This is a genomic window from Azospirillum sp. TSH58, from assembly GCF_003119115.1.
Lineage (GTDB): Bacteria > Pseudomonadota > Alphaproteobacteria > Azospirillales > Azospirillaceae > Azospirillum.
In genome coordinates, this window is the sequence record NZ_CP022369.1 from 406,501 (window position 1) to 430,680 (window position 24,180).

Annotated in this window: 23 protein-coding genes; 10 read left to right on the forward strand and 13 right to left on the reverse strand. The window is 65.2% G+C overall.

Annotated elements, in window-relative coordinates:
• Positions 1 to 136: 136 nt before the first annotated feature.
• From adhP to arcD, 7 genes are all read right to left on the reverse strand, one after another.
• The gene (gene adhP / locus TSH58p_RS32135; protein WP_109069089.1) at positions 137 to 1,159 is read right to left on the reverse strand and encodes an alcohol dehydrogenase AdhP; all 1,023 of its coding nucleotides are present in this window, start codon (positions 1,157 to 1,159) and stop codon (positions 137 to 139) included.
• Positions 1,160 to 1,292: 133 nt separating this feature from the next.
• Complete coding sequence (locus tag TSH58p_RS32140) at positions 1,293 to 2,516, reverse strand: porin (protein WP_109069048.1); 1,224 nt, start codon at positions 2,514 to 2,516, stop codon at positions 1,293 to 1,295.
• A 106-nt stretch (positions 2,517 to 2,622) separates the two neighbouring features.
• Positions 2,623 to 4,116, reverse strand: coding sequence for a Na+/H+ antiporter NhaC family protein (locus tag TSH58p_RS32145; RefSeq protein WP_109069049.1), 1,494 nt, complete (start codon positions 4,114 to 4,116; stop codon positions 2,623 to 2,625).
• A gap of 43 nt (positions 4,117 to 4,159) precedes the next feature.
• Entirely contained in the window at positions 4,160 to 5,113 is a 954-nt protein-coding gene (gene arcC / locus TSH58p_RS32150) for a carbamate kinase (RefSeq protein WP_109069050.1), read from the reverse strand.
• A 16-nt stretch (positions 5,114 to 5,129) separates the two neighbouring features.
• Positions 5,130 to 6,134 carry an ornithine carbamoyltransferase gene (locus TSH58p_RS32155; protein WP_109069051.1) on the reverse strand — a complete coding sequence of 335 codons (1,005 nt, stop codon included), beginning with the start codon at positions 6,132 to 6,134 and terminating at the stop codon, positions 5,130 to 5,132.
• Positions 6,135 to 6,181: 47 nt separating this feature from the next.
• Positions 6,182 to 7,411 (reverse strand): arginine deiminase, encoded by a 1,230-nt coding sequence (locus TSH58p_RS32160; protein WP_109069052.1) that lies wholly within the window; start codon positions 7,409 to 7,411, stop codon positions 6,182 to 6,184.
• A gap of 59 nt (positions 7,412 to 7,470) precedes the next feature.
• Entirely contained in the window at positions 7,471 to 8,961 is a 1,491-nt protein-coding gene (gene arcD, locus TSH58p_RS32165) for an arginine-ornithine antiporter (RefSeq protein WP_199230070.1), read from the reverse strand.
• Between the two features lie 1,074 nt (positions 8,962 to 10,035).
• On the opposite strand from arcD, the gene TSH58p_RS32170 reads away from it, so the two are divergent.
• The 3 genes from TSH58p_RS32170 (at position 10,036) to TSH58p_RS33755 (ending at position 11,946) form a co-directional block, all read left to right on the forward strand.
• A complete protein-coding gene (locus TSH58p_RS32170; RefSeq protein ID WP_109069053.1) occupies positions 10,036 to 10,830 on the forward strand; it encodes a cyclic nucleotide-binding domain-containing protein in 795 nt (264 codons plus the stop codon).
• A 93-nt stretch (positions 10,831 to 10,923) separates the two neighbouring features.
• On the forward strand, positions 10,924 to 11,691 hold the full coding sequence (locus TSH58p_RS32175; RefSeq protein WP_109069054.1) for an IS6 family transposase: 768 nt from the start codon (positions 10,924 to 10,926) through the stop codon (positions 11,689 to 11,691).
• An 87-nt stretch (positions 11,692 to 11,778) separates the two neighbouring features.
• Positions 11,779 to 11,946: a hypothetical protein gene (locus tag TSH58p_RS33755; protein WP_199230071.1), complete on the forward strand. Its 168-nt coding sequence runs from the start codon at positions 11,779 to 11,781 to the stop codon at positions 11,944 to 11,946.
• Positions 11,947 to 12,016: 70 nt separating this feature from the next.
• Here TSH58p_RS33755 and TSH58p_RS32180 read toward each other — a convergent pair whose 3' ends face one another.
• From TSH58p_RS32180 to nirK, 3 genes are all read right to left on the reverse strand, one after another.
• Positions 12,017 to 12,562: a hemerythrin domain-containing protein gene (locus TSH58p_RS32180; protein WP_109069055.1), complete on the reverse strand. Its 546-nt coding sequence runs from the start codon at positions 12,560 to 12,562 to the stop codon at positions 12,017 to 12,019.
• 23 nt (positions 12,563 to 12,585) lie between these two features.
• Complete coding sequence (locus TSH58p_RS32185) at positions 12,586 to 13,212, reverse strand: FmdE family protein (protein WP_109069056.1); 627 nt, start codon at positions 13,210 to 13,212, stop codon at positions 12,586 to 12,588.
• Between the two features lie 145 nt (positions 13,213 to 13,357).
• The gene (gene nirK, locus TSH58p_RS32190) at positions 13,358 to 14,422 is read right to left on the reverse strand and encodes a copper-containing nitrite reductase (RefSeq protein ID WP_109069057.1); all 1,065 of its coding nucleotides are present in this window, start codon (positions 14,420 to 14,422) and stop codon (positions 13,358 to 13,360) included.
• A gap of 496 nt (positions 14,423 to 14,918) precedes the next feature.
• Between nirK and TSH58p_RS32195 the strand changes: the two genes are divergently transcribed.
• From TSH58p_RS32195 to TSH58p_RS32220, 6 genes are all read left to right on the forward strand, one after another.
• Entirely contained in the window at positions 14,919 to 15,371 is a 453-nt protein-coding gene (locus tag TSH58p_RS32195; RefSeq protein WP_109069058.1) for a c-type cytochrome, read from the forward strand.
• A 15-nt stretch (positions 15,372 to 15,386) separates the two neighbouring features.
• On the forward strand, positions 15,387 to 16,736 hold the full coding sequence (locus tag TSH58p_RS32200; RefSeq protein ID WP_109069059.1) for a cbb3-type cytochrome c oxidase subunit I: 1,350 nt from the start codon (positions 15,387 to 15,389) through the stop codon (positions 16,734 to 16,736).
• A 5-nt stretch (positions 16,737 to 16,741) separates the two neighbouring features.
• On the forward strand, positions 16,742 to 17,551 hold the full coding sequence (locus tag TSH58p_RS32205) for a CbbQ/NirQ/NorQ/GpvN family protein (protein ID WP_109069060.1): 810 nt from the start codon (positions 16,742 to 16,744) through the stop codon (positions 17,549 to 17,551).
• 4 nt (positions 17,552 to 17,555) lie between these two features.
• The gene (locus TSH58p_RS32210) at positions 17,556 to 19,469 is read left to right on the forward strand and encodes a nitric oxide reductase activation protein NorD (RefSeq protein WP_109069061.1); all 1,914 of its coding nucleotides are present in this window, start codon (positions 17,556 to 17,558) and stop codon (positions 19,467 to 19,469) included.
• A 23-nt stretch (positions 19,470 to 19,492) separates the two neighbouring features.
• Positions 19,493 to 20,167 carry a DUF4142 domain-containing protein gene (locus TSH58p_RS32215; RefSeq protein WP_109069062.1) on the forward strand — a complete coding sequence of 225 codons (675 nt, stop codon included), beginning with the start codon at positions 19,493 to 19,495 and terminating at the stop codon, positions 20,165 to 20,167.
• A gap of 137 nt (positions 20,168 to 20,304) precedes the next feature.
• Positions 20,305 to 20,583 (forward strand): DUF6522 family protein, encoded by a 279-nt coding sequence (locus TSH58p_RS32220; RefSeq protein WP_146205839.1) that lies wholly within the window; start codon positions 20,305 to 20,307, stop codon positions 20,581 to 20,583.
• A gap of 157 nt (positions 20,584 to 20,740) precedes the next feature.
• Here TSH58p_RS32220 and TSH58p_RS32225 read toward each other — a convergent pair whose 3' ends face one another.
• Together TSH58p_RS32225 and hmpA are read right to left on the reverse strand one after the other, a co-directional pair.
• A complete protein-coding gene (locus tag TSH58p_RS32225; RefSeq protein ID WP_051141060.1) occupies positions 20,741 to 20,977 on the reverse strand; it encodes a hypothetical protein in 237 nt (78 codons plus the stop codon).
• Positions 20,978 to 21,132: 155 nt separating this feature from the next.
• Positions 21,133 to 22,359: an NO-inducible flavohemoprotein gene (gene hmpA / locus TSH58p_RS32230; RefSeq protein WP_109069064.1), complete on the reverse strand. Its 1,227-nt coding sequence runs from the start codon at positions 22,357 to 22,359 to the stop codon at positions 21,133 to 21,135.
• 240 nt (positions 22,360 to 22,599) lie between these two features.
• Here hmpA and TSH58p_RS32240 point away from each other — a divergent pair, with 240 nt between their 5' ends.
• Positions 22,600 to 23,862, forward strand: coding sequence for a HAMP domain-containing sensor histidine kinase (locus TSH58p_RS32240; RefSeq protein ID WP_109069066.1), 1,263 nt, complete (start codon positions 22,600 to 22,602; stop codon positions 23,860 to 23,862).
• Between the two features lie 45 nt (positions 23,863 to 23,907).
• On the opposite strand, the gene TSH58p_RS32245 is transcribed toward TSH58p_RS32240, so the two are convergent.
• Positions 23,908 to 24,165, reverse strand: a complete 258-nt coding sequence (locus TSH58p_RS32245; protein ID WP_371732464.1) for an HD-GYP domain-containing protein — start codon at positions 24,163 to 24,165, stop codon at positions 23,908 to 23,910.
• Positions 24,166 to 24,180: the final 15 nt, after the last annotated feature.

Sequence of the window (24,180 nt, forward strand, 5' to 3'; positions counted from 1 at the left end):
GTTGGAAGAACGTAAGTCTTGGTCGAAATCGCGAGCGTGCTGCTGGTCACTTGGCTTGGTTATCATTTGGATTTTGCTGCGCCATCCACCCATCGTTTAAGCCGGTATCGGTATGACGACCGTGCCGATCGGCGCTTTACATCCGCATGACCACCCGCCCATCGATCTCGTTGTTGCGCATCCGGCTGAACACGTCGTTGATGTTGTCCAAGTGCTCGACCGAATAGTGAACCTTCACCTTGCCGTCGCCAGCGAACTGGAGGCATTCGGCGAGGTCCAACCGTGTACCGACGATCGATCCTCGGATCGTCTTCCGCATCAGAACCGTGCTGAAGATGTCCAGTTCGAACGATCCGGGCGGCAGGCCGACGAGGGCCATGGTGCCGCGCTTGGCGAGCATGCCGAGAGCTTGGTTGAAGGCATGCCGGGACACAGCGGTGACGAGCACGCCCTGGGCGCCACCGCACAGAGCCTTGACCTCGGCGACCGGATCGGTCGTCTTCGCGTTGATCGCCGCGTCCGCGCCCATGGCACGGGCGAGCGCCAGCTTTTCGTCGGAGATGTCGACGGCAATCACGTCGAGCCCCATGGCCTTCGCGTACTGCACGGCGATGTGGCCGAGCCCGCCGATCCCGGAGATCACAACCGTGTCGCCGGGCTTGGTGTCGGTTTCCTTCAGGCCCTTGTAAACGGTTACGCCGGCGCACAGGAGCGGGGCGGCCATTTCCCAGTCCAGCCTGTCCGGCAGGTGCCCGACATAGTTGGGGTCCGCGAGCGTGTACTCCGCGAAGCCGCCGTTGACGGAATAGCCGGTGTTCTGCTGCAGGTCGCACAAGGTTTCCCAACCGGCGAGACACTGCCGGCAGTGCCCGCAGGCCGTGTGCAGCCAGGGAACGCCGACCCGGTCGCCCTCCTTCACCGCGGTTACGCCGGCGCCCACCGCGGCAACGGTGCCGACGCCCTCATGGCCTGGAATGAAGGGCGGGTTCGGCTTCACCGGCCAGTCGCCGTCGGCCGCGTGCAGGTCGGTGTGGCAGACACCCGAGGCTTCGATCTTGACCAGGATCTGGCCTGGACCGACCTCCGGCACCGGAACCTCTTCAATCAACAGCGGCATTTTGAATTGGCGGACCACAGCCGCTTTCATCATTTTTACCATGGTTCCCTCTCTTGCCGTGGCTTCCATATGGATGTTGAGCGTATCCCGCATGGTGGCGACGCCGTTGCCGGGCATTTCGGCGCTTTTCGGTTCAACGCTCCACGCTGGATCAGCTTTTCCGCTCCTTCGAAGGTCAGAACGCCAGAACCGTGCGAAGCACGATGACGTGGGCCTTGTCATCCGGCGAGCCCGTGGCCGCGGTCTCGGGGCGATCGCTGTTGGCGAGCACATAGTCGTATTGGGCGTTCACGGTCAGGCCCGAAGCAACGGTGTAACCGGCACCAACCTCGTAGACCTTCACCCGCCGGCTGCCCGGGTCGACCATGGAGCCGGGGTCGACGCCGTACTTGTAATTCGCACCCACCACGATGGCTCCGGCGGTGTACTGCACACCCGCGGTCCAGTTGTACATATCATCCGCGAAGAAACCCGGACGCTTGTTCTGGCCCGATTTGCCGAAGCTGGTGTAACTGCCACCCACGGCGAAGCCGGCATAACCGACTTGGGCACCAAGCTGCCAAGCGTTCAGGTCGCGGAAGGAGTCCGCGGCCACCGTGCTGTCCGAGGACGTGCCCCAGAAATAGCCGGCACTGGCCTTGACGTCGAAGCCGAAGACGTTGCCGTCATAGTTAGCACCGACCTCGACCAGATCGGTGAAGGAGTTGGTGACGCCCTGGTCGGCGATGGCGGAAGACGCTTTCGACCGGTTGACGTCCTGATTGAAGGAGTCGTTGCGCGGGGTGTAGCTGGCACCGAACTGCACGCCGGCAAAGCGCGGGGAGAAGTAGACGATCTTCGTTGCATTGGCGTCCGGTGTCAGCGACGGCCACAGGATGCTGGCGGCGTTGACGGCTTCGGCGACCCCACCGAGGACGTCGGAGCCTTGATACCGGCCATTCGCCGGATTGACGGACTGCCCGGCCGTCGTCGGGCCAACCCAGTTCGTCACCTGATCGAGATCGATGATGCTGGTCGGCAGATAGTCGCCCGGCGTCGAGATGAAGGTTTCGTCGTTGAAGGAGTTGGACACGCCGAGGCGCACCTCGCCAAGCCTGCCCTGTGCGAAGATGAAGGCACGGTCCGAGTTGACGCCGGTGTCGGAACCGGAGGCGCGGATGCGGATGCGCCCACCATACTCCAGGCCGTTGTCCGCTTTGGCGACCGGCGTGATGTGCACGCGGAAGCGGTTGCGGAACTCGGTCGAACGCATACCGGAGTCAAGGTCCTGATTGACGAAGCCGGCTTCGAAGAAGGCATCGCCACCGATTTTTATCTCGTACTTGGCCTGGGCATTGGCTTCTCCGGCGCCCATTGCCAGAGCAGCGGCAGCGCAGCCCGCCAGAAAACAGCGGTTCATGATCGTCCCCTCCATCCTGGCAGTGATCACTCCACACGTTGAGCCAACAGACGGAACTGCTCCCATCCGCGCCACACAGCGACCCACACCATCGTGCAAAGGCTCGTCAGCCTTGCAGCGGCGGTGCGTTGCCCGGAGGCGTGTCGATGGTCGTTCTCCACACCCGCAGACCGGAGACAGCGAAGAGAATCGTCACCAAGGGATTGAGAATGTTGAAGAAGCAGTACATGGCGAAGCCGGTCGCCGACACGCCGAGCGCTGCCGCCATATAAGCCCCGCAACTGTTCCAGGGGATCAGCGGCGAGGTCACCGTCGCCGAATCGCCGACGACGCGCGACAGCAGCACGGGAGCAAGGCTCCTCTTCGCGAATTCTGCCTTGAACAACCGGCCCGGCAGAGCGATCGAAATATACTGGTCCGAGGTGACGATGTTGGCGCCGATGCAGGTGGCGACCACGGTCGCCACGAGCCCGCCGATGGACCTCATCCGATGGATCAATGGGTCGATCAGGCGATTGAGAAGCCCGGCGTGCTCCACCGTCGCGCCGAACGACAGCGCGGTGATGATCAGCCACACCGTGTTCATCATGCTGGACATGCCGCCCCGCGTCAGGATGACGTCGAGGGACTCGTTGCCGCTGTGCGCGACGTAGCCGTTGGCGAGCGCCATCCACACACCCTTCAGCATGGCGACGGCGACCGGCAGTTCCGGTGCGGCGGCGAAGGCGGCGGCGCGCGCCGGCTCCAGGACGACCGCCAGGAGCCCGCCCGCCAGGGCGCCGAAGAAGATCGTGATGAAGGGCGGAAACCGGGCGATCGACAGGCCGAGAACCAGCAGCAGCGGGGTGAAGGCCCAGAGCGACACCGTGAAGTGGCTTTCGATGCCGGACATCATGGCGGTCGCATCGAAATCGCCGGGCGCCCCCAGCATCCCGAAGAGGAGGATGGCGACGAGCAGGGCCGGAACCGAGGTGAACAGCGATTCCCGGATGTGCTCGTAGATCCCGGACCCCGTCACCGCGGTCGCCAGATTGGCGGTGTCGGACAGCGGGGAGGCCTTGTCGCCGAAATAGGCGCCGGAGATGACCGCGCCGGCCGTGATTTCCGGCGACAAATTCATGCTGGCCGCCACACCCATCAGGCCGATGCCGATGGTGCCCGCGACGGTCCAGGAGCTTCCGATGCTGAAGCCGACCAGGGCGCAGATCAGCGTGGTCGTCGCATAGAAATAGTGGGGACTGAGGATCTGGAGGCCGTAATAGACCATCGCCACGATGGTGCCGCTGAGCGCCCAGGTGCCGATCAGCGCGCCCACCGCCAGCAGGATCATGATGGCCGCGAGCCCGGTCGCGATGCCGTCGACCACGGCCTGGCGCACCCCATCCCAGGGCATCCCGTTCTTGTAGGCGATCCCCGCCGCGATGATCCCAGAGAACAGCAGCGCCACCTGATTCGGCCCGGCGGAGGCGTCCTTGCCGAACAGAAGGTAGGACAGCGCAAGCAGCGCGATTAGGGCAATCATCGGAATCAAGGCGTCGAGCAGCGTGGGCCGACGCGCCTCCCGCTTTTCCTCAGCCGGCATCGAAACGTGGTTCGCCATGGCCGCAGCCCCCTTTTCCGGATCGCCGCCCCAATCAGGCCGCCTATCCGTGCCAACTCGTCGTCGTGAAGGCGTTGTCGATCAGCGTGCCCTTCTCGCCGCGCACGATCGCCGGAATGTCGGCGAGCGCCCCAATCGCCGCGGTTCGCCCCGTCGCCGTCGCGAACCGGCAGGCGGCGTCCACCTTCGGCCCCATGGACCCGGCCGGGAAGCTGTACCTGCCCATTGCCTCGGGGCTCGTGCGATGGATGGCCCGCGCGTCCGGCGTTCCCCAGCCGAGGAACACGGCCTCGGCGTCGGTCGCCATGATGAGGAGGTCCGCATCCAGCTCGCGCGCCAGCAACTCCGAGCAGAGGTCCTTGTCGATCACCGCCTCGACGCCGACCAGCGTGCGTTCCTTGCCCGGCTGGTGCGTGGCCGGCTGGTACATGGTGGGTATCCCGCCGCCACCGGCGCAGATCACGATGGTTCCCTGATCCAGCAGCCAGCGGATCGGCCGGATCTCGAAGATGAGCTTGGGGGCCGGCGACGGCACGACCCGCCGCCAGGACGCGCCGTCCGGCTTGAACACCCACCCCTTCTCGGCCGCGATGCGCTCGGCCTCGGCGGCCCCATAGACCGGTCCCACGAACTTGGTCGGGTCGTTGAAGGCCGGGTCGTCGCCGTCAACCTCCACCATGGTCAGCAGCGTGGCGAAGGGCACCTCGAACGGCAGCAGGTTGCCCAGCTCCTGCTCGATCATGTAGCCGATCATGCCCTCGGTCTCGGCCCCCAGGACGTCCAGCGGATAGGCCTCGTTCGGCTGGTAGGCGGCGCCCTGGAGCGCCAGCAGCCCGACCTGCGGCCCGTTTCCGTGGCTGATCACGAGCTGATGCTCCCGGGCGACCGGGGCCATGGCCTCGGCGGCGATGCGGATGTTGCGGCGCTGCACGTCGGCGGTCATCGGCTCGCCGCGTTTCAACAGAGCGTTGCCTCCCAAAGCGACGACGACGCGCATGGTCTCATTCCCCCCCTCATTCCCCCAACGTGGCGACGAGAAGCGCCTTGATCGTGTGCATGCGGTTTTCCGCCTGTTCGAAGGCGATGTTCGCCTCCGATTCGAAGACCTCGTTGGTCACCTCGAGCCCGTTGGGCATCCCATAGTCCTCGGCGATCTGCCGGCCGAGCGCCGTCTCGCTGTCGTGGAAGGCTGGGAGGCAGTGCATGAACTTGACTTGCGGGTTGCCGCTTGCCGCCATCAGTTCCGGGTTGACCTGATAGGGCTTGAGCAGCGCGATCCGCTCCCGCCACACGTCCTTGGGCTCGCCCATCGAAACCCAGACGTCGGTGTGGATGAAATCGACTCCGGCCACCGCTTCGGCGGTGTCGCTGGTGATGGTCAGCCGTGCGCCGGACGCCGCCGCGAGCCGGTGGGCGATGGCGGTGTACTCCTCCGACGGCCACAGGCTCTGCGGCCCGCAGATGCGTACGTCCATGCCCATCAGGCAACCGACGATCATCAGCGAATGGCCCATGTTGGACCGGGTATCGCCGACATAGGTGTACGTGATGTCGGTGATCGGCTTGTCGCTGTGCTCGCGCATCGTCATGACGTCGGCAAGCATCTGGGTCGGGTGGTATTCGTCGGTGAGGCCGTTGTAGACCGGTACACCCGCGTACTTCGCCAACTGCTCCACGCCGCCCTGTGCGGCGCCGCGGTACTCGATGGCGTCGTACATCCGGCCGAGGACGCGCGCGGTGTCCTTGAAGGACTCCTTGTGGCCGATCTGCGAGCCGGCGGGATCGAGGTAGGTGACGTTGGCGCCCTGGTCGTGGCAGGCGACCTCGAAGGCGCAGCGGGTCCGCGTCGACGTCTTTTCGAAGATCAGGCAGATCTCCTTGCCGCGCAGGTGCTGCTGCTCGGTCCTGGCGTACTTCGCACGCTTGAGGTCGCGCGCGAGGTCGAGCACATAGCGGAACTCCCGCGGCGTGTAATCCTGGACGGTGAGCAGCGACCGGTTGCGCAGATTGAAGCTCATCTTTTCCTCCTGGGGTTCCCTCCGGGTTCGTTGTCCGCGGCGGGTCGTCAGTAGGCGGGTTCCCGCCAGATCGGGCAGGTCATGCAGTGGCCGCCGCCCCGTCCGCGGCCGAGTTCCGCCCCGCGGACGGTGATGACCTCGACGCCGGCCTTGCGCAGCAGCGTGTTGGTGTAGGTGTTGCGGTCGTAGGCCACGACCACGCCGGGTTCGAGGGCGACGACGTTGTTGCCATCGTCCCATTGCTCGCGCTCCGCCTCGTAGGCGTTTCCGCCGGTTCCGACGACACGGAGCCTGGAGTAGCTCAGCGCGTCGGCCACGACCTCCAGCAGCGGCCTCGCCTCGGGCCGCACCTCGAAGCGCCCCTCGTCGTCCAGGGGATAGGCGCTGTAGCAGCGGATCTGGTCGACGACCTCACGGAAGACCGTCACCAGATCGCGGTCGCAGAACGAGAACACCGTGTCCAAATGCATGGCCGCGCGGCTTTTCGGCATCAGGCAGGCGATGACCCGGGATGCCGCGTTGTTGCGGAACAGCGCGCGGGTTACCTGGCCGACCGCTTGGCGGTTGGTGCGCTCACCCATGCCGATAAGGACGATGCCTTTTCCGATCGGCATCACGTCGCCGCCCTCCAGGGAGGCGCCGGTGAAGTCCTCGTCCGAATCGCCCCACCAGATCGTGAAGCCGCCGTCTCGGAAGCGGGGGTGGAACTTGTAGACCGCCCGCTGCAGCAGCGTCTCCGGCTTGCGGGCGGGCCAGAACATCGGGTTGCAGGTCACGCCGCTGTAAATCCAGCAGGACGGGTCCCGCTGGAACAGCGTGTTGGGAATCGGCGGCAGCACGAAATCGGTGCCGCCGAACGCCTCATTCAGCAGCACGCTCACGGTGTTGTCTGGCAGGTCCGATATGGCGATACCGCCGATGAGATGGACGGCGAGTTCCCTGGACGGCATCTCGTCCAGCCAGGGGCGCATGACCTCCACGGCGGCGACCCCGACGGTGTTGGCGGTGACGCGGCGGTCGAGCACGAACCTGCGCGCCTGAGGATCGTCGAGCGTTTGCGCCAGCAGGTCGTGCAGGTCCAGCACCTCGACCCCGCGCTCCTCCATCTTCAGCACGAGGTCGTGGTGGTCCTTCTGCGCCTCGTGCACCCAGATGACGTCATCGAACAGAAGGTCGTGGCAGTTGCCGGGGGTGAGGCGCTGGTGCGCCAGCGACGGCCGGCAAACCAGGACGGTCCGCAGCTTGCCGACTTCCGAATGCACGCCGACTTCAGACATGACGCATCTCCCTGTTTCGATGGCCCGCTATTCCGTGCGGGCCTTGTTGTCGTGTGCCATCACAGCGGGCTGATCGTGCCGGTCCACATGAGCCAGGCGGCGAGCACGGCGAGGACGGCGATGACCGCCGCGATGGCCATTTCCACGCCGGTGAAGGGGCGCTCCCCGCAGTCACGCCGGGCCCGGACATAGACGAGGATTCCCGGTGCGAAGAGGACCGCGCACATCAGCAGGTACTGAAGGCCGGCCGCGTAGACGAGCCATAGGCCGTAGGTCGTCGCCAAGGCACCGACCAGGATGCCCTTTGTCCGCGATTCGGCACCGTACCCCTCGCCGGTTAAGGCCAGTTTCAACGCGTAGGCGCCGGACAGGACGTAGGGGGGAAGAATCGCGACCGAGGCGATGAAGTAGAAGAACTGGTACGCGCTGCGCGAAAAGAAGCTGAGCGCGAGGAAGAGCTGGATCAGGAGATTGGTTGCCCACAGCGCGTTCACGGGCGACCCGTTGGCGTTCTCCGCGGCGAACCATTTCGGGAAAGTCCCGTCGCGGCCGCAGGTGTAGGGGATCTCCGCGCACAGCAACGTCCAGGAGAGGAAGGCGCCGCCGACCGAGATCACCAAGCCGATGTTGATCAGGGCGGCGCCCCACGGACCGACGAGGGACTCGAACACACCAGCCATGGACGGCACCTTGAGGTCGGCGAGTTCAGGTTGCCGCAGAACGCCCGTCGCCAGCAACGAAACCAGCACGTAGATTCCCAGCGCGCCGACGAAGCCGATCACGGTCGCCCGCCCGACGTCGGAGCGACGGGCCGCGCGGGCGGAGTAGACGCTGGCGCCCTCGATGCCGATGAACACCCACAGCGTCACCAGCATGGTGCTCTTCACCTGCTCCATGACTGAGCCGAGGCCGCCCGTGCCGGACCCGGCGCCGGTTCCCCAGAAATCCACCGTGAAGCGATCCCAATGGAAGCCGACGATGGCCACCAGGACGAACAGGAACAGCGGCACCAGCTTGGCGATCGAGGTGACGACGTTCACGAAGGCCGCCTGTTTGATGCCGCTGAGCACGAGCGCGTGGATCAGCCACAGGCACAGCGACGCGCCGACGATGGACGGCAGGTTGTTGCCGTCGCCGAAGATGGGGAAGAAGTGGGACAGGGCCGAGAAGATGGCCACCGCGTAGGCCACGTTTCCAAGAAAGGCGCTCAGCCAATAGCCCCAAGCGCTGTTGAAGCCGACGAACGGACCGAAGCCGGCCTTGGCATAGGCATAGGGGCCTGCGTTCAGGTTCGGTTTGCGCACGGCCAGGTTTTGGTACACGAAGGCGAGCATCATCATGCCGATGCCGGTGATCATCCAGCCGATCAGGATGGCGCCGGGCGACGCACCTTTGGACATGTCCGATGGAAGATTGAAAACGCCGCCGCCGATCATCGAGCCGACAACGAGCGCAACGAGTGGGAGCAAGGTCAGCTTGTCCGACTTCTGGGTCTGCGCCACGCCGGCGTTTTTCACCGACACGAGATCGTTCACGTCAGCCGTCGTCATCGCCGTCTCTCCGCTATCCTCGTCTCCCTACCGTCAGGATTCCCTCCAATGAGGCGGGGCGATGAGGTGGGGCATCTTTCGCTCCAGCGTCCACTGGTCACATTCGTTGAATGTCGTTGAAGAAATGGCGACCAGGAACGGAAGTCCCAAGCTTGACGGCTTGGCGAGCCGTTACATAAGTTCGATACGGTTTCCGCATCGCCACTGCATCGGCTGCGGCGTTTTATAGGATTCTGGCGATACGGAAAGGGCCGATGCCGCTCCAAAAATTGTCCGGCGTTACAGTAACTCGGCCAATGAATTTGATCGAATTAGAGGAAAAGGCCTATGCGTGAATGCGTTTATTTTGCAGTTGCGAATTTGCATCTGCGAAGTAAATCGACTGCTTGGCTTCGCTTAAGACCGCGTGATTTTCTCTTTGACCGCCAAACTGCGATGAATCAGTCTTGCCGACAGAAAGCTGCCCCATTGGACCGCAGCGTTTCGGTGGTGACCTGAACGGGCTCGACATCGTATGTCTTTGAGCTGGTTGCGTGTCGGCGTACGTGGCCCGCTTGTCGCACCGGCGCCGGGCGTACACCCGAGGCGCCGGAGCGCGCCGGCGGACGGACGGCCAAAGTGCAGCCACCGTTCCGCGATGGCCTCGTCGCCGACCACGATGCCGGGCGTCGCCCGGGTCAGTGCGACCTCGGTAGGCTCAGGTTGGAGCAACGGGACACCCAGACTGCCTCGTGGATGATCCCAGCGGGAAAACGGACACCGCGGTACGGGTTGGTGGACATGCCCAACAACCTGCCATGCCGGACCGTTCACCACCAACCTGACAACACCCTGCTGTTCGCCGGAAACGGCGGAGTGCGAGATCATGACTATGTTGAGCCGATGGATAGATCGATGGCCGCACACTCATAACCATCTTGCCCTACGAAGGAACGATGCCCAAAAGAAAGGAGAAGCGGGGCTCCGTCGTGTGCGTCCATTTTCTCGGTAGGCTTCACTTCTGCTTTCATCATACAGAATCTCCGTCTGTCGTGCCATTACGACGCACGGCCGAACAGCGGAGAACATCCGGATATGGCCAAATCCATTCAGTTCAAATCAGGCGATTTGCTGTTCCGGCGGGGAGACGCGAGTGACTGTGTTTTTTGGGTCAGGCATGGGGAAATCGAAGTCCTGCGCGAGAATGGAGACAACGCCATCCTGATCGGGCATGTGCGGGGCGGCGAGTGGCTGGGCGAGATGGGCGTCATTGAAGGCCGCAGCCGGAGTGCCACCGCCCGGGCCGTCAGCGATGGCGCCGCGGAAATCCTCACCCCGCAGGATTTCCTGGACCGGGTGAGCCGGGACGTATCCCTGGCGCGCGGGTTGATCCAGCGTCTCAGCATCCGCCTGCGGACGATCGAGGACAAGATTGCCGGCGACCTGCTGCTCTCGACGCGCGAGGCGGAACTGGCGGAGAACGGCGCGCCGTCGTCGGAGGCACTTCCCAACGACAACGAACGCATTCTATTGACCGCCGGGACGGACTCCCTGCGCAGGCGGATCGGTCCAAGCCCAATCCAGGTTGGGCAACTGCCCTTCGTGGTCGGTCGGCTCCCGATCAACGGCGAGGCACCGCCCCCACGTTCGCCCGATCTGTCCATCGACGATCAGCCGCCGTTTCGCCTGTCGCGCGATCACTTCATGATCAGCCGCAGCCAGGGCCGGCTGCTCGTGTCCGATCTTGGCAGCACGCTTGGGACGGTCGTCAACGGGCAGCCGATCGGGCATGATTTCATGAGGGACACCGCCCTTCTGAACCACGGTGAGAACCGCGTCCTTGCGGGCGGCTGGGGATCGCCCTTCGAGTTCATCGTTTCCATCGGCTGAAGGGGCATTGCCGAACAAACGCGCTTTTTCGGGCTCTGTTGCAAAGTTGGCCGGCACGCGGCGGAATGGCTGGACGCTGTTGGGAGCCAAGCCGTGTCGGACTTTAAGGGGCGCCACTTCGAGGGTGAGATCGTGCTCTGGGCGGTGCGCTGGTACTGCCGATACGGCATCAGCTACCGTGATCTCGAGCAGATGATGGCCGAGCGCGGCGTCACGGTCGATCATTCAACGATCTACCGCTGGGTGCAGAAGTACGCGCCGGAGATCGAGATGCGGCTACGCTGGCAGTGGCGCTGCCCACGGTCAACCAGTTGGCGGGTCGACGAGACCTACGTGAAGGTTGGTGGCACGTGGGCCTACCTGTACCGAGCCGTCGACAAGCATGGCAACACCATCGACTTCTACCTCTCTCCCACGCGCAACACCGCCGCCGCCAAGCGCTTCCTGTCCAAGGCGTTGAACGGCTTGAAGGAGTGGGAGACGCCGACGGTCATCAACACCGACAAGGCGCCAACTTATGGGCCGGCCTTGGCGGAGCTGAAGGCTGAGGGCAAATGTCCCGAGGAGACCGAGCACCGGCAGGTCAAATATCTGAACAACGTGGTGGAGGCCGATCATGGCAAGCTGAAGCAGCTGATCCGCCCGGTGCGAGGCTTCAAGACCCTGAAGACGGCCTACGCAACGATTAAGGGTTTTGAGGTGATGCGGGCGCTCCGCAAGGGCCAAGCGTCCAGCTTCAACATCACCCGCGACATGCGGGGCGAGGCGCGCCTCGTCGAACGCGCCTTCAACATCGGACCCTGCATGCTCACCGAGGCCGTACAGTTCATCAGCCAGCAGCTCGAACCCCAGGACGCATAGCGTCGGCGGTGATGCCCGTAATCATCATCTCGCGCCTGCCGACAAACTTTGCAACAGAGCCGTTCTGACAGGAAGGGAGGAATCACCATGAAGCCCCAGCGGTCCGCACCCCGGCCCTCGTCGCCCTTCGCACGCCCCGACGGGTCCTGCCTCGGTCGTCTTCCGGACGAGCAGGAGGACGAGCCCGTGCCCGCCGCGCCGGCGGAACCCGAGGACAACCCCGGCCCGCCCACCGAGCCGATGAATCCGGCTTGATGCGGTTCGGAACACCGGCGCACGTTGGCCGCGACCGATCTGCCGCTGAACCTGCCGCTGAATGCCCGCCCTAAACCTGCGGCGATGATGTGCGTTCATCCACGCCGCCAAGCGCCTCTTCCCCACAACGGTAAGCCCGTGCAAGGGAGACGTCCTGTGCCGGCGTAAGCACGGCGTCAACGGCACTGAGCAGTGCGGTCTCTTCCTTTTGAATGTGCAGGACGAGGCCCTCGATCAGCTGCTGCCCGAAATGGCGGTAGACCGGCCAGCTTTCCTCATCGAACCCCTCACGCAGAGCCAGGGCGCACAGCCGGGTGATGCGGCGGACGAGCGGGCGCAGGGCTTCGTGGTCGGTCGAGAGGTCGGCCGTCATCTCGTAAGCGCCGGCGGCGGCGATGGGCGGGAAGAGCCACTGCTCTTCCAGGATAAAATGCCGTTCGAGGTCCTGGCCCAGTTCCTTGCCGATGGTGGCGAGCAGAACGCGACCGTCCGCGTCCAGATGTGGAATGTCGTCCTCCGTGGTGCGTTCGAGATAGGCTTCGAACGCGTTCAGAAGGTCGATGGTCCGGTGATGATCGTCGTGCAGGAGTTGGCCGGTCTGGCTGTCGGTGTGCATGTTCGAAGCCGTTTGAAAGGAGGTCACGCGTCGGGTCGACCATTCCAGGCGGTAAGCCTGACCAGCCGAGGATCGTCGGCGTGGTCCACCAGCATGCGTCGGACCCGTTCCTGCCATAGGGTGCGGAACTGTGCCGCTTCGTCCGGGGATGCCGCGTGGGACAACAGGCGCTGAAGAAGGCCGGACATCGCCGGATCGACCGGCACGACGCCGCTGTCGAGCGTCGCTTGCACGCCCGCTCCCGTGTCCGTGCGGACGAAGGCCATCGTCCCTTGAATGCCGACCCCGAAGGTCAGGAGGTTCCGGCGGTCGAAGCGTCCAGCGATGCCTTTGAAGCCGGTGTTTTCCGTCGCTCCGGTCAGCAGCGTGGCGACGCTTGCCATCACGCCGGCCACACCGTCGTCGGCTGCCTCGCGAACAGACACTGCGACGGTCCCGCGCTCGGGCACCTCATCGGGATACAGACGCTCCAGTGACCGTACGGTCATCAGGTAAGCGCCCGCGACGGTCGGGCAGGAATGGCCGGCCAGCCGCACCGCATCGGCATAGCCGTACTCAAGCAGGCCGTCCTCGGCCGCGCCGAGGAACGCGCTGAGCGGATCGAACACGACGAGCCGCGGCGCCGCATCATAGAAGGATGGTAAGGTCATGACCGGATCATCCCACGATGATGAAAGGGCCTCTTTGTCCTCGCGCAAACGGAACGGCCAAGCACCGGTGGCAAGCGGGAATGCCCAACGGAGGAAGGCAGAGTCTCACCCCCACCTTCCCTGTGCGCATCCCACCAGGGTGGGATCAATGCTTCATCTCGCCGAGCTGCTTGCGGGAGTCGCCGCTCTTGTCGAGGATGATGCTGTCGTCCGCCTTGCCATCGACTTCCAGAATGCCGATGAGCCCCTTGGTGGCGCGGCTCAGAGCGTGGTCGACCAAGGCGTACTTGCCCGGATAGTCGACCTTGAACTCCACCATCGTCGCCCCGCCCGGCGCCACCGAGACCGTCTGCACGTTCTTCAGCGGCGGCGTGTCGAGGGCACCGAGGTTGTGGACGCGATCAAAGATCTCACCGATGACATGGAACGACGAGGTGAAGTTCGGTCCACCGACACCGAACCAGATGCGCACGGTTTCGCCCACACTGGCCTTCAATGGCTTGTCCTTCACCAGCCCACCCACGGCGCCGTTGAACACCAGATAGCCAGGCTTCTCGTTGACCAAGCCGTCATAGTCGTCCTCCGCAGCCGGCAGGTTCTTCGCCTTGGTGGCGTAGATTTCCTGCTGCATGACATAGAACTCCTTGTCGACCTTCGGCAGGCCGCCTTCGGGCTCCACCACAATCAGGCCGAACATGCCCTTGGCGATGTGCTGGGCGACCATCGGCGTGGCGCAATGATAGACGTACACACCCGGCGCCATCGCCTTGAACGAGAATTCCTTGGTCTGGCCCGGCTCCGCCTGGGTAATCTGTCCGCCGCCGAGGAAACCGGTGGCCGCGTGGAAATCAATGGAATGGTTCATGACCGACCCGGGCGCGTTCGTCATGGACACGTTCACCGTGTCGCCGACACGGACGCGGACCATCGGGCCGGGGACCTTGTTGTTGAACGTCCAGTAAGTGTAGGTCGTGCCGTCATCCAGCCTGGCTTCGACCTCGGTCGTGGTCAACACGACGTTGTGGGTCTTTGGCGCGCGTTTGCCCGCCGCTTCCGGCGCCGGGACCGCCGCGGGGTCCTGGACAATGTCGACCGCCGGCTCCTTGACCTTCGGCTCGGCGTACAGCGTGGTGGCCGATGCGGCGCCGATCCCCGACAGGGCGATGAGGGCGGCGGCGCTGACGGTGGCCAGGAAGGTCTTGGTTTTCATGATGCAATCCAGGGCGAGTGTTGCTTGTGAAGCCAACGTCCCAGATTTCCCGGCCCCGTTACTTGACGGTCGTCAAGAATTTTAGGTAAGGGCAACGCTCCGATCACTTCCGTTTTTATTCTGATTTTTTCGCAATTGCGAGAAGTTGCTTTCTGGAGCGAGGGGGTTGAAGGGGTGTATCGCCTGCAAAGGACTGAGAAAAACCACGAATCACAAGGCGGATGCTGATGAGGTCACCGAGCAGCTCATCGTCCGTCCCGCTGGGAGCATGGAATCGGCCCGGCACCCCTGCGACATCCCGCCGCGGCTCACGGCGTGAACAATGCCGCCGCACAGGGTTGCCGCGCCATGCAGCACCCTTCGGCTTCGAGAACCGCGTTCGAGGACACTCGGTCGTTCCATCCTATCCTTTTCCGCACTGGCCCAACGGTCCTGTTTGCGCTTCCACTGGTCCTGGACACGTAACCTAACCGTGTAACGATAACAGGGGGAGGTGATGGCCGAGCGATTCACGAAATCAGCGGCGCGCAACATCTTCTACGGCGGGTCGCTCTTCTTCTTCGTCACCTTCGTCGCCCTGACGATTCACAGCCACTACTACATCCGAACGACCAGCACGGACGAGGCCACGCTGTCCGAGAGCGTCGCACGCGGCAAGCACGTGTGGGAAAGGAACGCCTGCATCAACTGCCACTCGCTGCTTGGTGAGGGTGCCTACTTCGCCCCGGAGCTCGGCAACGTCTGGGTCCGCTACGGCGGGCGGGAGGACGCCGAAGGCGCGCGGACGGCGCTGATCGCCTGGATGCAGTCGCAGCCCAGCGGCGTCGAGGGGCGCCGCCAGATGCCGCAGTTCAACCTGACCGACGCGGAACTCAACGACCTCGTCGACTTCCTCGAATGGACCAGCCGCATCGACACGCAAGGCTGGCCACCGAACCAAGCGGGCTGAAGGGGGAGGCATGGCATGAAATACGCGACCCAACGCATCGCCTATTGGTACTTCGCCTGCGCGATGGCCCTGTTCGTCATCCAGGTGCTGGTCGGCTCGCTCGCCGGGACCGTCTATGTCCTGCCGAACTTCCTGTCCGAGATCCTGCCCTTCAACATCCTGCGCATGATCCACACCAACGCGCTGATCGTGTGGCTCCTGCTCGGCTTTTTCGGCTCGGCCTATTACCTGATCCCGGAGGAGGCGGAGCGCGACATCGAGAGCCCGGTGCTCGCCTACGCCCAATTGGCCATCCTGATGGTCGGCGCCCTGGGCGCGGTGGTCGGCTACACGCTGGGCATCCACGAGGGGCGCGAGTTCCTCGAACAGCCGCTGTGGGTGAAGATCGGCATCGTCGTCGCGGCGTTGATCTTCCTCTACAACGTTTCGCTGACCGTGATCAGAGGACGCAGGACGGCGATCACCAACGTCCTCCTGCTCGGGTTGTGGGGCATCGCGGTCTTCTTCCTGTTCGCCTTCTACAACCCGACCAACCTCGCGCTGGACAAGCTGTACTGGTGGTACGTCGTCCATCTGTGGGTCGAGGGCGTGTGGGAACTGGTGATGGCCTCGGTCCTCGCCTTCCTGGTCATCAAGATGACCGGCGTCGACCGCGAGGTCGTGGAGAAGTGGCTCTACGCCATCGTCGGCCTCGCCCTGTTCTCCGGCCTGCTGGGCACGGGGCACCATTATTACTGGATTGGTGCTCCGGGTTATTGGCAGTGGATCGGCTCGCTGTTCTCCACGCTGGAGGTCGCTCCCTTCTTCGCCATGGTCGTTTTCGCCTTCACCATGGCCTGGAAGGGGCGGCGCGACCATCCGAACAAGGCCGCCTTCCTGTGGACGCTCGGCACCCCGGTGATGGCCTTCTTCGGCGCGGGCGTGTGGGGCTTCATGCACACGCTGTCCTGGGTCAACTACTACAGCCACGGCACCCAGGTCACCGCGGCGCACGGGCATCTCGCCTTCTTCGGGGCCTACGTGATGCTGAACCTCGCGATCATCAGCTACGCCCTGCCGAGCCTGCGCGGCCGCGCGCCCTACAACCAGGTGCTCAACATGTGGAGCTTCTGGATCATGACCTCGGCCATGGCCTTCATGACCTTCACGCTGACCTTCGCGGGCGTCGTGCAGGTCCACCTGCAGCGCGTGCTGGGCATGACCTACATGGAGGTCCAGGAGCAGCTGGCCTTGTTCTACTGGATGCGCCTGGGGTCCGGCATCTTCGTGGTCGTCTCGGTGCTCATGTTCGTCTACGCGATGTTCGGACCGGCGCGCGGGCGGGTGCCCGCCCGCACCCAGCCCTCCGTCGCTCCGGCCGAGTGACGGCGGTGGAGGACTCCTCCCGGCAGGGGACGGCGGGCGGCGCCGTCCCCTTCTACGCCCCCACCGGCAACGAGGTGGCGTTGTTCGAGCACGCCCACCGCAACCGGCTGCCGCTGCTGCTCAAGGGCCCGACCGGCTGCGGCAAGACCCGCTTCGTCGCGCACATGGCGGCGAGGCTGGGGCGTCCGCTCCACACGGTGTCCTGCCACGACGACCTGACCGCCGCCGACCTGACCGGCCGCTACCTCCTCAAGGGCGGCGACACGGTTTGGACCGACGGCCCGCTGACCCGCTCAGTGCGCGAGGGCGCGATCTGCTACCTCGACGAGGTGGTCGAGGCGCGCAAGGACGTCACCGTGGTGCTTCACCCGCTGACCGACGACCGCCGCCTGCTGCCCCTGGAGCGCACCGGCGAACTGCTGGAGGCGCCGCCGGCGTTCATGCTGGTCGTCTCCTACAACCCCGGCTACCAGAACATCCTGAAATCGTTGAAGCCCAGCACGCGCCAGCGCTTCGTCGCCATCGAGTTCGGCTTCCCGAAGCCCGATGCCGAAACCGGGATCGTCGTCCAGGAAAGCGGGCTGCCCGCAGACCGGGTCGCTCCGCTGGTGCGGCTTGGCAATGCCCTGCGCGCTCTCAAGGGGCAGGATCTTGAGGAAGGAGTGTCGACCCGGCTGTTGGTGTATTGCGCTTCCTTGATCCGCGACGGCATGCCTCGCGACGAGGCGATCCTGGCGTCGATGATCGAGCCGCTCACCGACGACCCGGAGGTCAAGAAGGCGCTGCTTCGGGTCGCCGAACTCACGCTGGGATGATCGCATGGCCTCCATCTGGGAACCCGAGGAGTTCGTCGGAGCCCTGTGGCACCGTCTGGTCGGTGACGCCGCGTCCTACCCGCGTCATCCCGACGCCGCGGTTCGCCTGGACGCGATGCGCGCGCGCCTCGGCGTGCTGTTTCGGGCGCTCGGCGGCCCCGGTGCCGTTCGCATCGCCGGGGCCTCCGCCGAAACCTCCGGGCATCGCCTCGGTCTGAAGCAGCGTCTCGGTCTCGGGACGGAAAAGCTGGAGCGCGCCCGCTACGACGGCGTCACCCTCCAGCTTCCCGACCGCGTCGATGTCTTCCCCTCCCGCGAGGACAACGCGGCGCTCTACGAATGGCTCGCCATTTTTTTCGTCCAGGCCGAACCGCCTCCGGCGATGCCCGACGACCCGCTGCAGGCCGACCTCGTCCGCCTGCGTTCGGCCCGTCGGGCCACGCAACGGGCGCTCGATGAATGGCCGGGCCTGCGCCCGCTGCACGTCCGGCTCTGCCAAGCCATGCGCGCGGCCCGACCCAAATGGCGGCGCCCCGGACAGGAGGCCGCCGTCGAGGCGCTCGTCGGAACGCTCATCGGAAGCGGCGGCCCATCCGATCCGGACCTGCTGGCAGCGGTCACCGACGCGGCGGTCCCGCTCGACCGCTTCCGCGCCGCCTCCGGCTATCGGCCCTTCCTGCCGGTGCCGCTGTGGGGAGAAGTCTCCGCGCCACCGGAGGGCGCCGCTTCGCCCGAGAGTGATGAGGAGGGTGGCGCCGGGGCCGAAGGGGACGGCAAGCGCCGCAGGGCCAAGCGCCGCGAGAACGACCAGACCCGGCGCGACGACCCGCTGATGCTGAACCGCTTCGAGAAGATTCTCGGGCTGGCGGAGATGGTCAATCTCAATCGCAAGGTCGAGGACGACGACGAGGAAGGCGCGCGCAAGGCCGCGGAGGACTTGGACGAGATCTCGGTGGGTCAGCACGAGCGCAAGGCGTCGACCAAGCTCAAGCTCGACCTCGATCTGGCCTCCGAGGACGCCGACGTCGCGCCATTGCGGGCGGAAATCACCTATCCCGAGTGGGACTGGAAACGCCGTCTCTATCATCCCGACCATTGCCGCGTGATCGCCGAGCCGGCCGCGCTGGAGGGGGAGGAGTGGCGGCCCGACGACAACGCGCTGCGCCGCATCCGCCTGGTCCGCCGCCAGTTCGAGGCGATGCGGCCGCGCCGCCAAATGATGACCGGGCAGCCCGACGGTGATGACCTCGACCTGTCGGCTCTGGTCCGCTCGGTCGCCGACCGGTGCGCGGGCGGCATCGGATCGGATCGGGTCTACACGGCGGTGCGCAACGTCGCCCGCGACCTGTCGGTGTGCGTGCTGGTCGACGTCTCGCTGTCCACCGACAGCTGCATCGAGGACCGGCGCGTGCTCGACGTCGAGAAGGAGGCTCTGCTGGCGTTGACGCACGGGCTGACCGCCTGCGGCGACGAGCACGCCATCCTCACCTTCACCTCGCACCGGCGCCACCGGGTGGACATGCGCACCGTAAAGGACTGCGAGGAGCGGTTGGACGCCCGCGTCGTGCGCCGCATCCAGGCGCTCAAGCCGGGCAGCTACACACGTATGGGAGCGGCGCTGCGCCACGCGACGGCCCTTCTCAAGGACCGCCCGCACACACACCGGCTTCTGCTGGTGCTGACGGACGGCAAACCGAACGACACGGACCATTACGAGGGCCGCTACGCCATCGAGGACACGCGCGTGGCGGTGCAGGAGGCGCGCCGCGCCGGACTGCGGCTGTTCGGCGTCACGGTGGACGAGAAGGGGCGCGATTACCTGCCCTACATCTTCGGCCCCGGCGCCTACGCCATCTTCCCGCACGCCGCCCGCCTGCCCGCGGCGCTGCCCGCCATCTACCGCCAGCTGACCGGCTGAACGCTCAAGAAACAGGAGGCATCATGCTCAGGATCATCCTTGCCGCCATCCTCGGAGCCGTCCTGGTGTCCGGCTCTCCCTGGGCGCAGGTCAACATCCGGCCGGACACCACGCCCCGCCTGCCGCCGCAACCGGGGCAGTCCCTGCCCGTCGAGGATGCGCATTTCCTCAAGGAGGCGGCCGCGGCCAGCCAGAGGCAGGCGGAGCTCGGGCGTCTTGCGGCGGAGAAGGGGCCGGACGATGCGTTCAAGACTCTGGCCAAAGGAATTGCGGAGACCCACACCACTTTGGGCGAGTCCCTGAAGCGGCTTTCTTCGGCCCGCCCCCTGCCGCCGGCTGACCAGTTGAAGCCGGAGCGCGCTGACGCCTTCGGTGCCGCTGGGGCGGTGACCAACCCGGCGAACGCCCAGGAGGGCATGACGCCGGACGCCGTCAAGGCGCTGTCCGGGGCGTCGGGCGATGCCTTCGCCAAGGGCTACATTGAGGCGCAGCTTCGCATTCATGACCGCATCGTCGACCTCTACCAGACCGAGGCGTCGAACACGCCGGACCGCGAGCTTGCCACCTTCGCGATCACCAGTCTGGTGTCCATCCAGAAGGACCGCGACGCCCTTCGGCAGATGGCCGGCCGCTTCGGGATCAGCGCTCCGGCCACGGGCCAGCCGGTCCAGTATGGCGATCCGACCACGGCCCGTTGAGGCCGGCGGCCGCCATGGCGAACGGTGCGCCGCCGGTGACCGGGCAGTTTTCGTGCGTTTGCCCCTGGGCAAAGACGGCGACAACGCCTCACGTCATGATCCCCCCGGTCATCATTCCAAGGACAAGCGAGGCGGACATGACGGAAACGCAACCACAGCCTACAGCGCTGCTCGGAACCCAGGTTGCCGAGGTGGACGGAGCTGGAGATCTCGTGTTTGACGCTGCGATCGTGGGGCCGCTCCTCGGCCTCGAACCGGGCGCCTTCATGGAAGAACTGAAGAAGGGCATGGTCCATCAGGTTCATGAACAGGGAACGGGTGTGGACCATGGTCGGAGGCGGGTGACCTTCCGCTACCGGGCACGGCAATCGGTGCTGGTTCTGGACGCGCAGGGCCATGCACTTCATGTTGCATGAGGTCGAAGTGGATGGGAGGGCGCGAGGAGCGCGGCCATGTGAGCAGCGTGAGCCCGGACGACGGGTCCGTCGATCAAGGACCTCTGTTCAACCCCACACGGCAACCCGATGGTCGCCGGCTTCACGGCGGTCGTCCCCTGACGATGCCAGGGGCGGGTCAGTAATCCCGATCCGGGTGATCGGACCAGTCGCCCAGATTCATCACGGCGACAGCCATCGCCACACCGCCGAACGTTCCGCAAACCGAGCCGAAGAGCAGGATGAAACCGATCAGCCAGTAGTCGGAGCCAAGGAGCAGTGTACGGAGACTGGCGACATCCAGGGCGAGAAGGCCGAGGCAAACGACAACGCCGGCCACGACCCCAATCGCCAGATGGGTCAATAGGAATGACACCAGATTATGCTTCTGCAAGAAAGCGGAGCGCCGTGGATTTCGAGGCATTTCAGTGACTCCCTGCAGAGCAAAGGCGCATGGTTGGCAATTGGAAGGCAGCATGCGCCGCGCCCTTGACGTTCCCCCTGAATTGAATCGGCGCGCGCCCTGAAACCTCATACGGCAAGCAGTTCGTCCGCTGGGCCAAAGAACTCGTAATGGATGCTGCCCAATGGCACGCCCCGGCCGGCGAGGCCGCCGACCATAGCGCGCAGGAACGGTCGAGGGCCACACAGATAGTAGGCCGCCTCCTGCATCGGGGTGTTGGCCACGATCCAATCCATGCTGATGAAACCTCGCTCATCGTAGTCGCGCCCCTGAACGTCGGCCGGGTCAGGGGCGTTGTAATAGGTGCGCAGCGTGATGTTGCGAGCCTGAGCGGCCAGTGCCCGGGAACGATCGCGCATCGCGTGAACGCGGCCGTTTTCGGCGCCGTGGATGTACCAGGTCGGCCGGCCATCGCCGGAACCGGCAATGGTCTCCAGCATGCTCATCATCGGGGTCAACCCCACCCCACCGCTCAGCAGCACGACCGGCCCGGCGGAAGCCTCGTCGAGGAAGAATTCGCCGGCCGGGGGCGCCACCTTCAGCACCGTGCCCGGCTTGGCGTGATCGTGCAGCCAGTTGGATGCCAGCCCCGCCGGCCTGCCCAAGCCCTCCTCCCGCTTGACGCTGATGCGGTAGGACCGGGAATCCGGAGCGGAGGAGATGGAATAGTTGCGCTTCAGCACACCGGCTCCCGGCACATCCAGCGCAAAGGTCAGATACTGACCGGGGCGGTGGCGGATCACACCGCGCCCGTCTGCCGGAACCAGGATGAAGGAGCGGATGATGTCGCTCTCCAGCGTCACGCTCTCCACCGTGAAGTCGCGCCAGCCGTTCCATCCGCCCGGCGCCGCGGCGAGCCCGGCGTAGACGCTGGCCTCCCGCGCTTTGAGCACGTCCGCCAGAAACCAATAGGCCTCGCCCCAGGCGTCGAGCACCTCGTCGGTCGCGGCGTCGCCCAGCACGTCCTTGATTGCGCCCAGCAGGGCATCGGCGACATAGGGGTAATGTTCGGGCAGGATGTTCAGCCCGACATGCTTCTGCGTGATCCGCTCCACCCGCGAGGCCAGCACACCCAGGTTGTCGATGTTGCGGCCATAGGCGATGATCGCCGCCGTCAGCGCCTTGGACTGCGACCCGGTCACGCCATGATGGGATTGATTGAACAGGTCGCGGATTTCCGGGGTGCGGAACAATCGCTGATACATGCGGTCGGTGACCGCGGTGCCGCCTTTCTCCAGGGCGGGAACCGTGGCCTTGACGATGTCGATGGTTCGGTTGCTGAGAGCCTCCGCCATGAATTGTCTCCGTGCTGCCATGGCGATTCAACCCTCCGCCAATTCAACCGGTTCCGGCGGTTTCTCCGGAACCGGGCCGACCTCCAAAGGTTGTGATCGCACAGGCATCGGCAGCCGATGGCGCTGTAGTTCCTACTGCGGAAGCGGCTTCCATGCGCTATATTTCGATCTACGAAGCGCTCGTCCGCTTCTTCACGCCAAGGACTGTTGGCGTGACGAACCGCCTGGGAACCGTGGCTGATGCCCGCTGCCGACACCGATGCCCTGCAACCGTCCGCCCTGCGCGACGCCGACCATCTGACGGCGCTCGTCGATCTCAACGAACGCCTGTTCTTTGCCCATGACCTGCCGGCCGTGATCTCCATCCTCCGGACGGCCGCGCGCCGCCTGACCGGCGCCGACGGCGTCACCATCGTGCTGCGCGATGGCGACCTGTGCCATTACGTTGAGGAGAACGCGATCAGCCCGCTGTGGAAGGGCCAGCGGTTTCCCATGGGCACGTGCATCTCGGGCTGGGCCATGCTGACCGGGCAACCGGCGATCATTCCGGACATCTACGCCGATTCGCGCATTCCACACGAAGCCTATCGCCCCACCTTCGTGCGCAGCCTCGTCATGGTGCCGGTCGGCGCGCCAGAGCCCATCGCCGCCATCGGTGCCTACTGGGCAGCGCGGCACACGCCCTACACGGGCACCGTCACCCTCCTGTTGGCGATCGCCCGATCGGCGGCCCTGGCGCTGTCCAACGTCCGCCTGCTTGAATCGTTGCAGGAGGCGGCCGAAGCCGCACGGACGCAGGCCAAGGAACTGGCGCGGGCCAACACGGCGCGCACCCGGCTCCTTGCGACGTTGAACCATGACCTGCGCCAACCGGTCCATGCCCTGACCCTCGCCACCCACGCCCTGTCGTCCCGGGTCACAGACCGCGGGGAAATCTACGTGTCGACGATGAAGCACTGCCTGGGCGTGGTGAAGCGACTGATGGATGGCGTGCAGGATCTGGTGGGGATGGACGACGGCACGATCGCCGTCCGGATCGAAGACGTCCCGTTGGACGATCTGATGACGCACGCCACAGCGACGTTCCAACTGGCCGCCGCAGCCAAGGGGCTCGACTGGCGCATGGAAGGGAGTGGCAGAGGGGTGACGGTGCGCACGGACCGGCTGCTTGCATCGCGCATTCTCCACAACCTTATCGACAACGCCATCAAGTACACCGACCGCGGGGAAATCCGAATTGTGTGCCGCACTGCCGGCGGCAAGGTATGGGTCGACGTCTCCGATACCGGCCGAGGCATCCCGGAGAGTTCCCTGGCCGACATTTTCGAAGAGTTCTACCGCATCGAAGCCGGAGATGAGGTCGTTGGCCTGGGCCTTGGCCTGTTCATCGTGAAGACGCTGGCGGATCACCTCGGCTATCCGATCACGGTGGAATCCCGCCCAGGGGCAGGAACAACGATCAGCGTCGCCCTGCCAGTGGCTGGTTCTGTCGCACGTCCATAGGCGGGCGAGCGAGAGCCCTTGCCCGAGGGGGCACCGTGACCAGCGTCAGCGGCCAGCCACGAACCCGCTCGAGGGGGTATCGCAGAAATGCTGCTGGATGGCCGCGATGGCGCTCATGTCTGCAAGGAGAGCCGCGACGTAGTCCGGATTGAAACTTCCGGGCCGCCTGCTCCAGAGGAAAGCCGCCGCGGCCTCGTTCGTCCACGCTCCCTTGTAGGGACGTTCCGACGTGAGCGCGTCGAACACGTCGGCGACCGCGACAATGCGCGCTTCCAGTGAAATGGCCACATGATAGATGGGCATGCCCTTGCCGTGCTC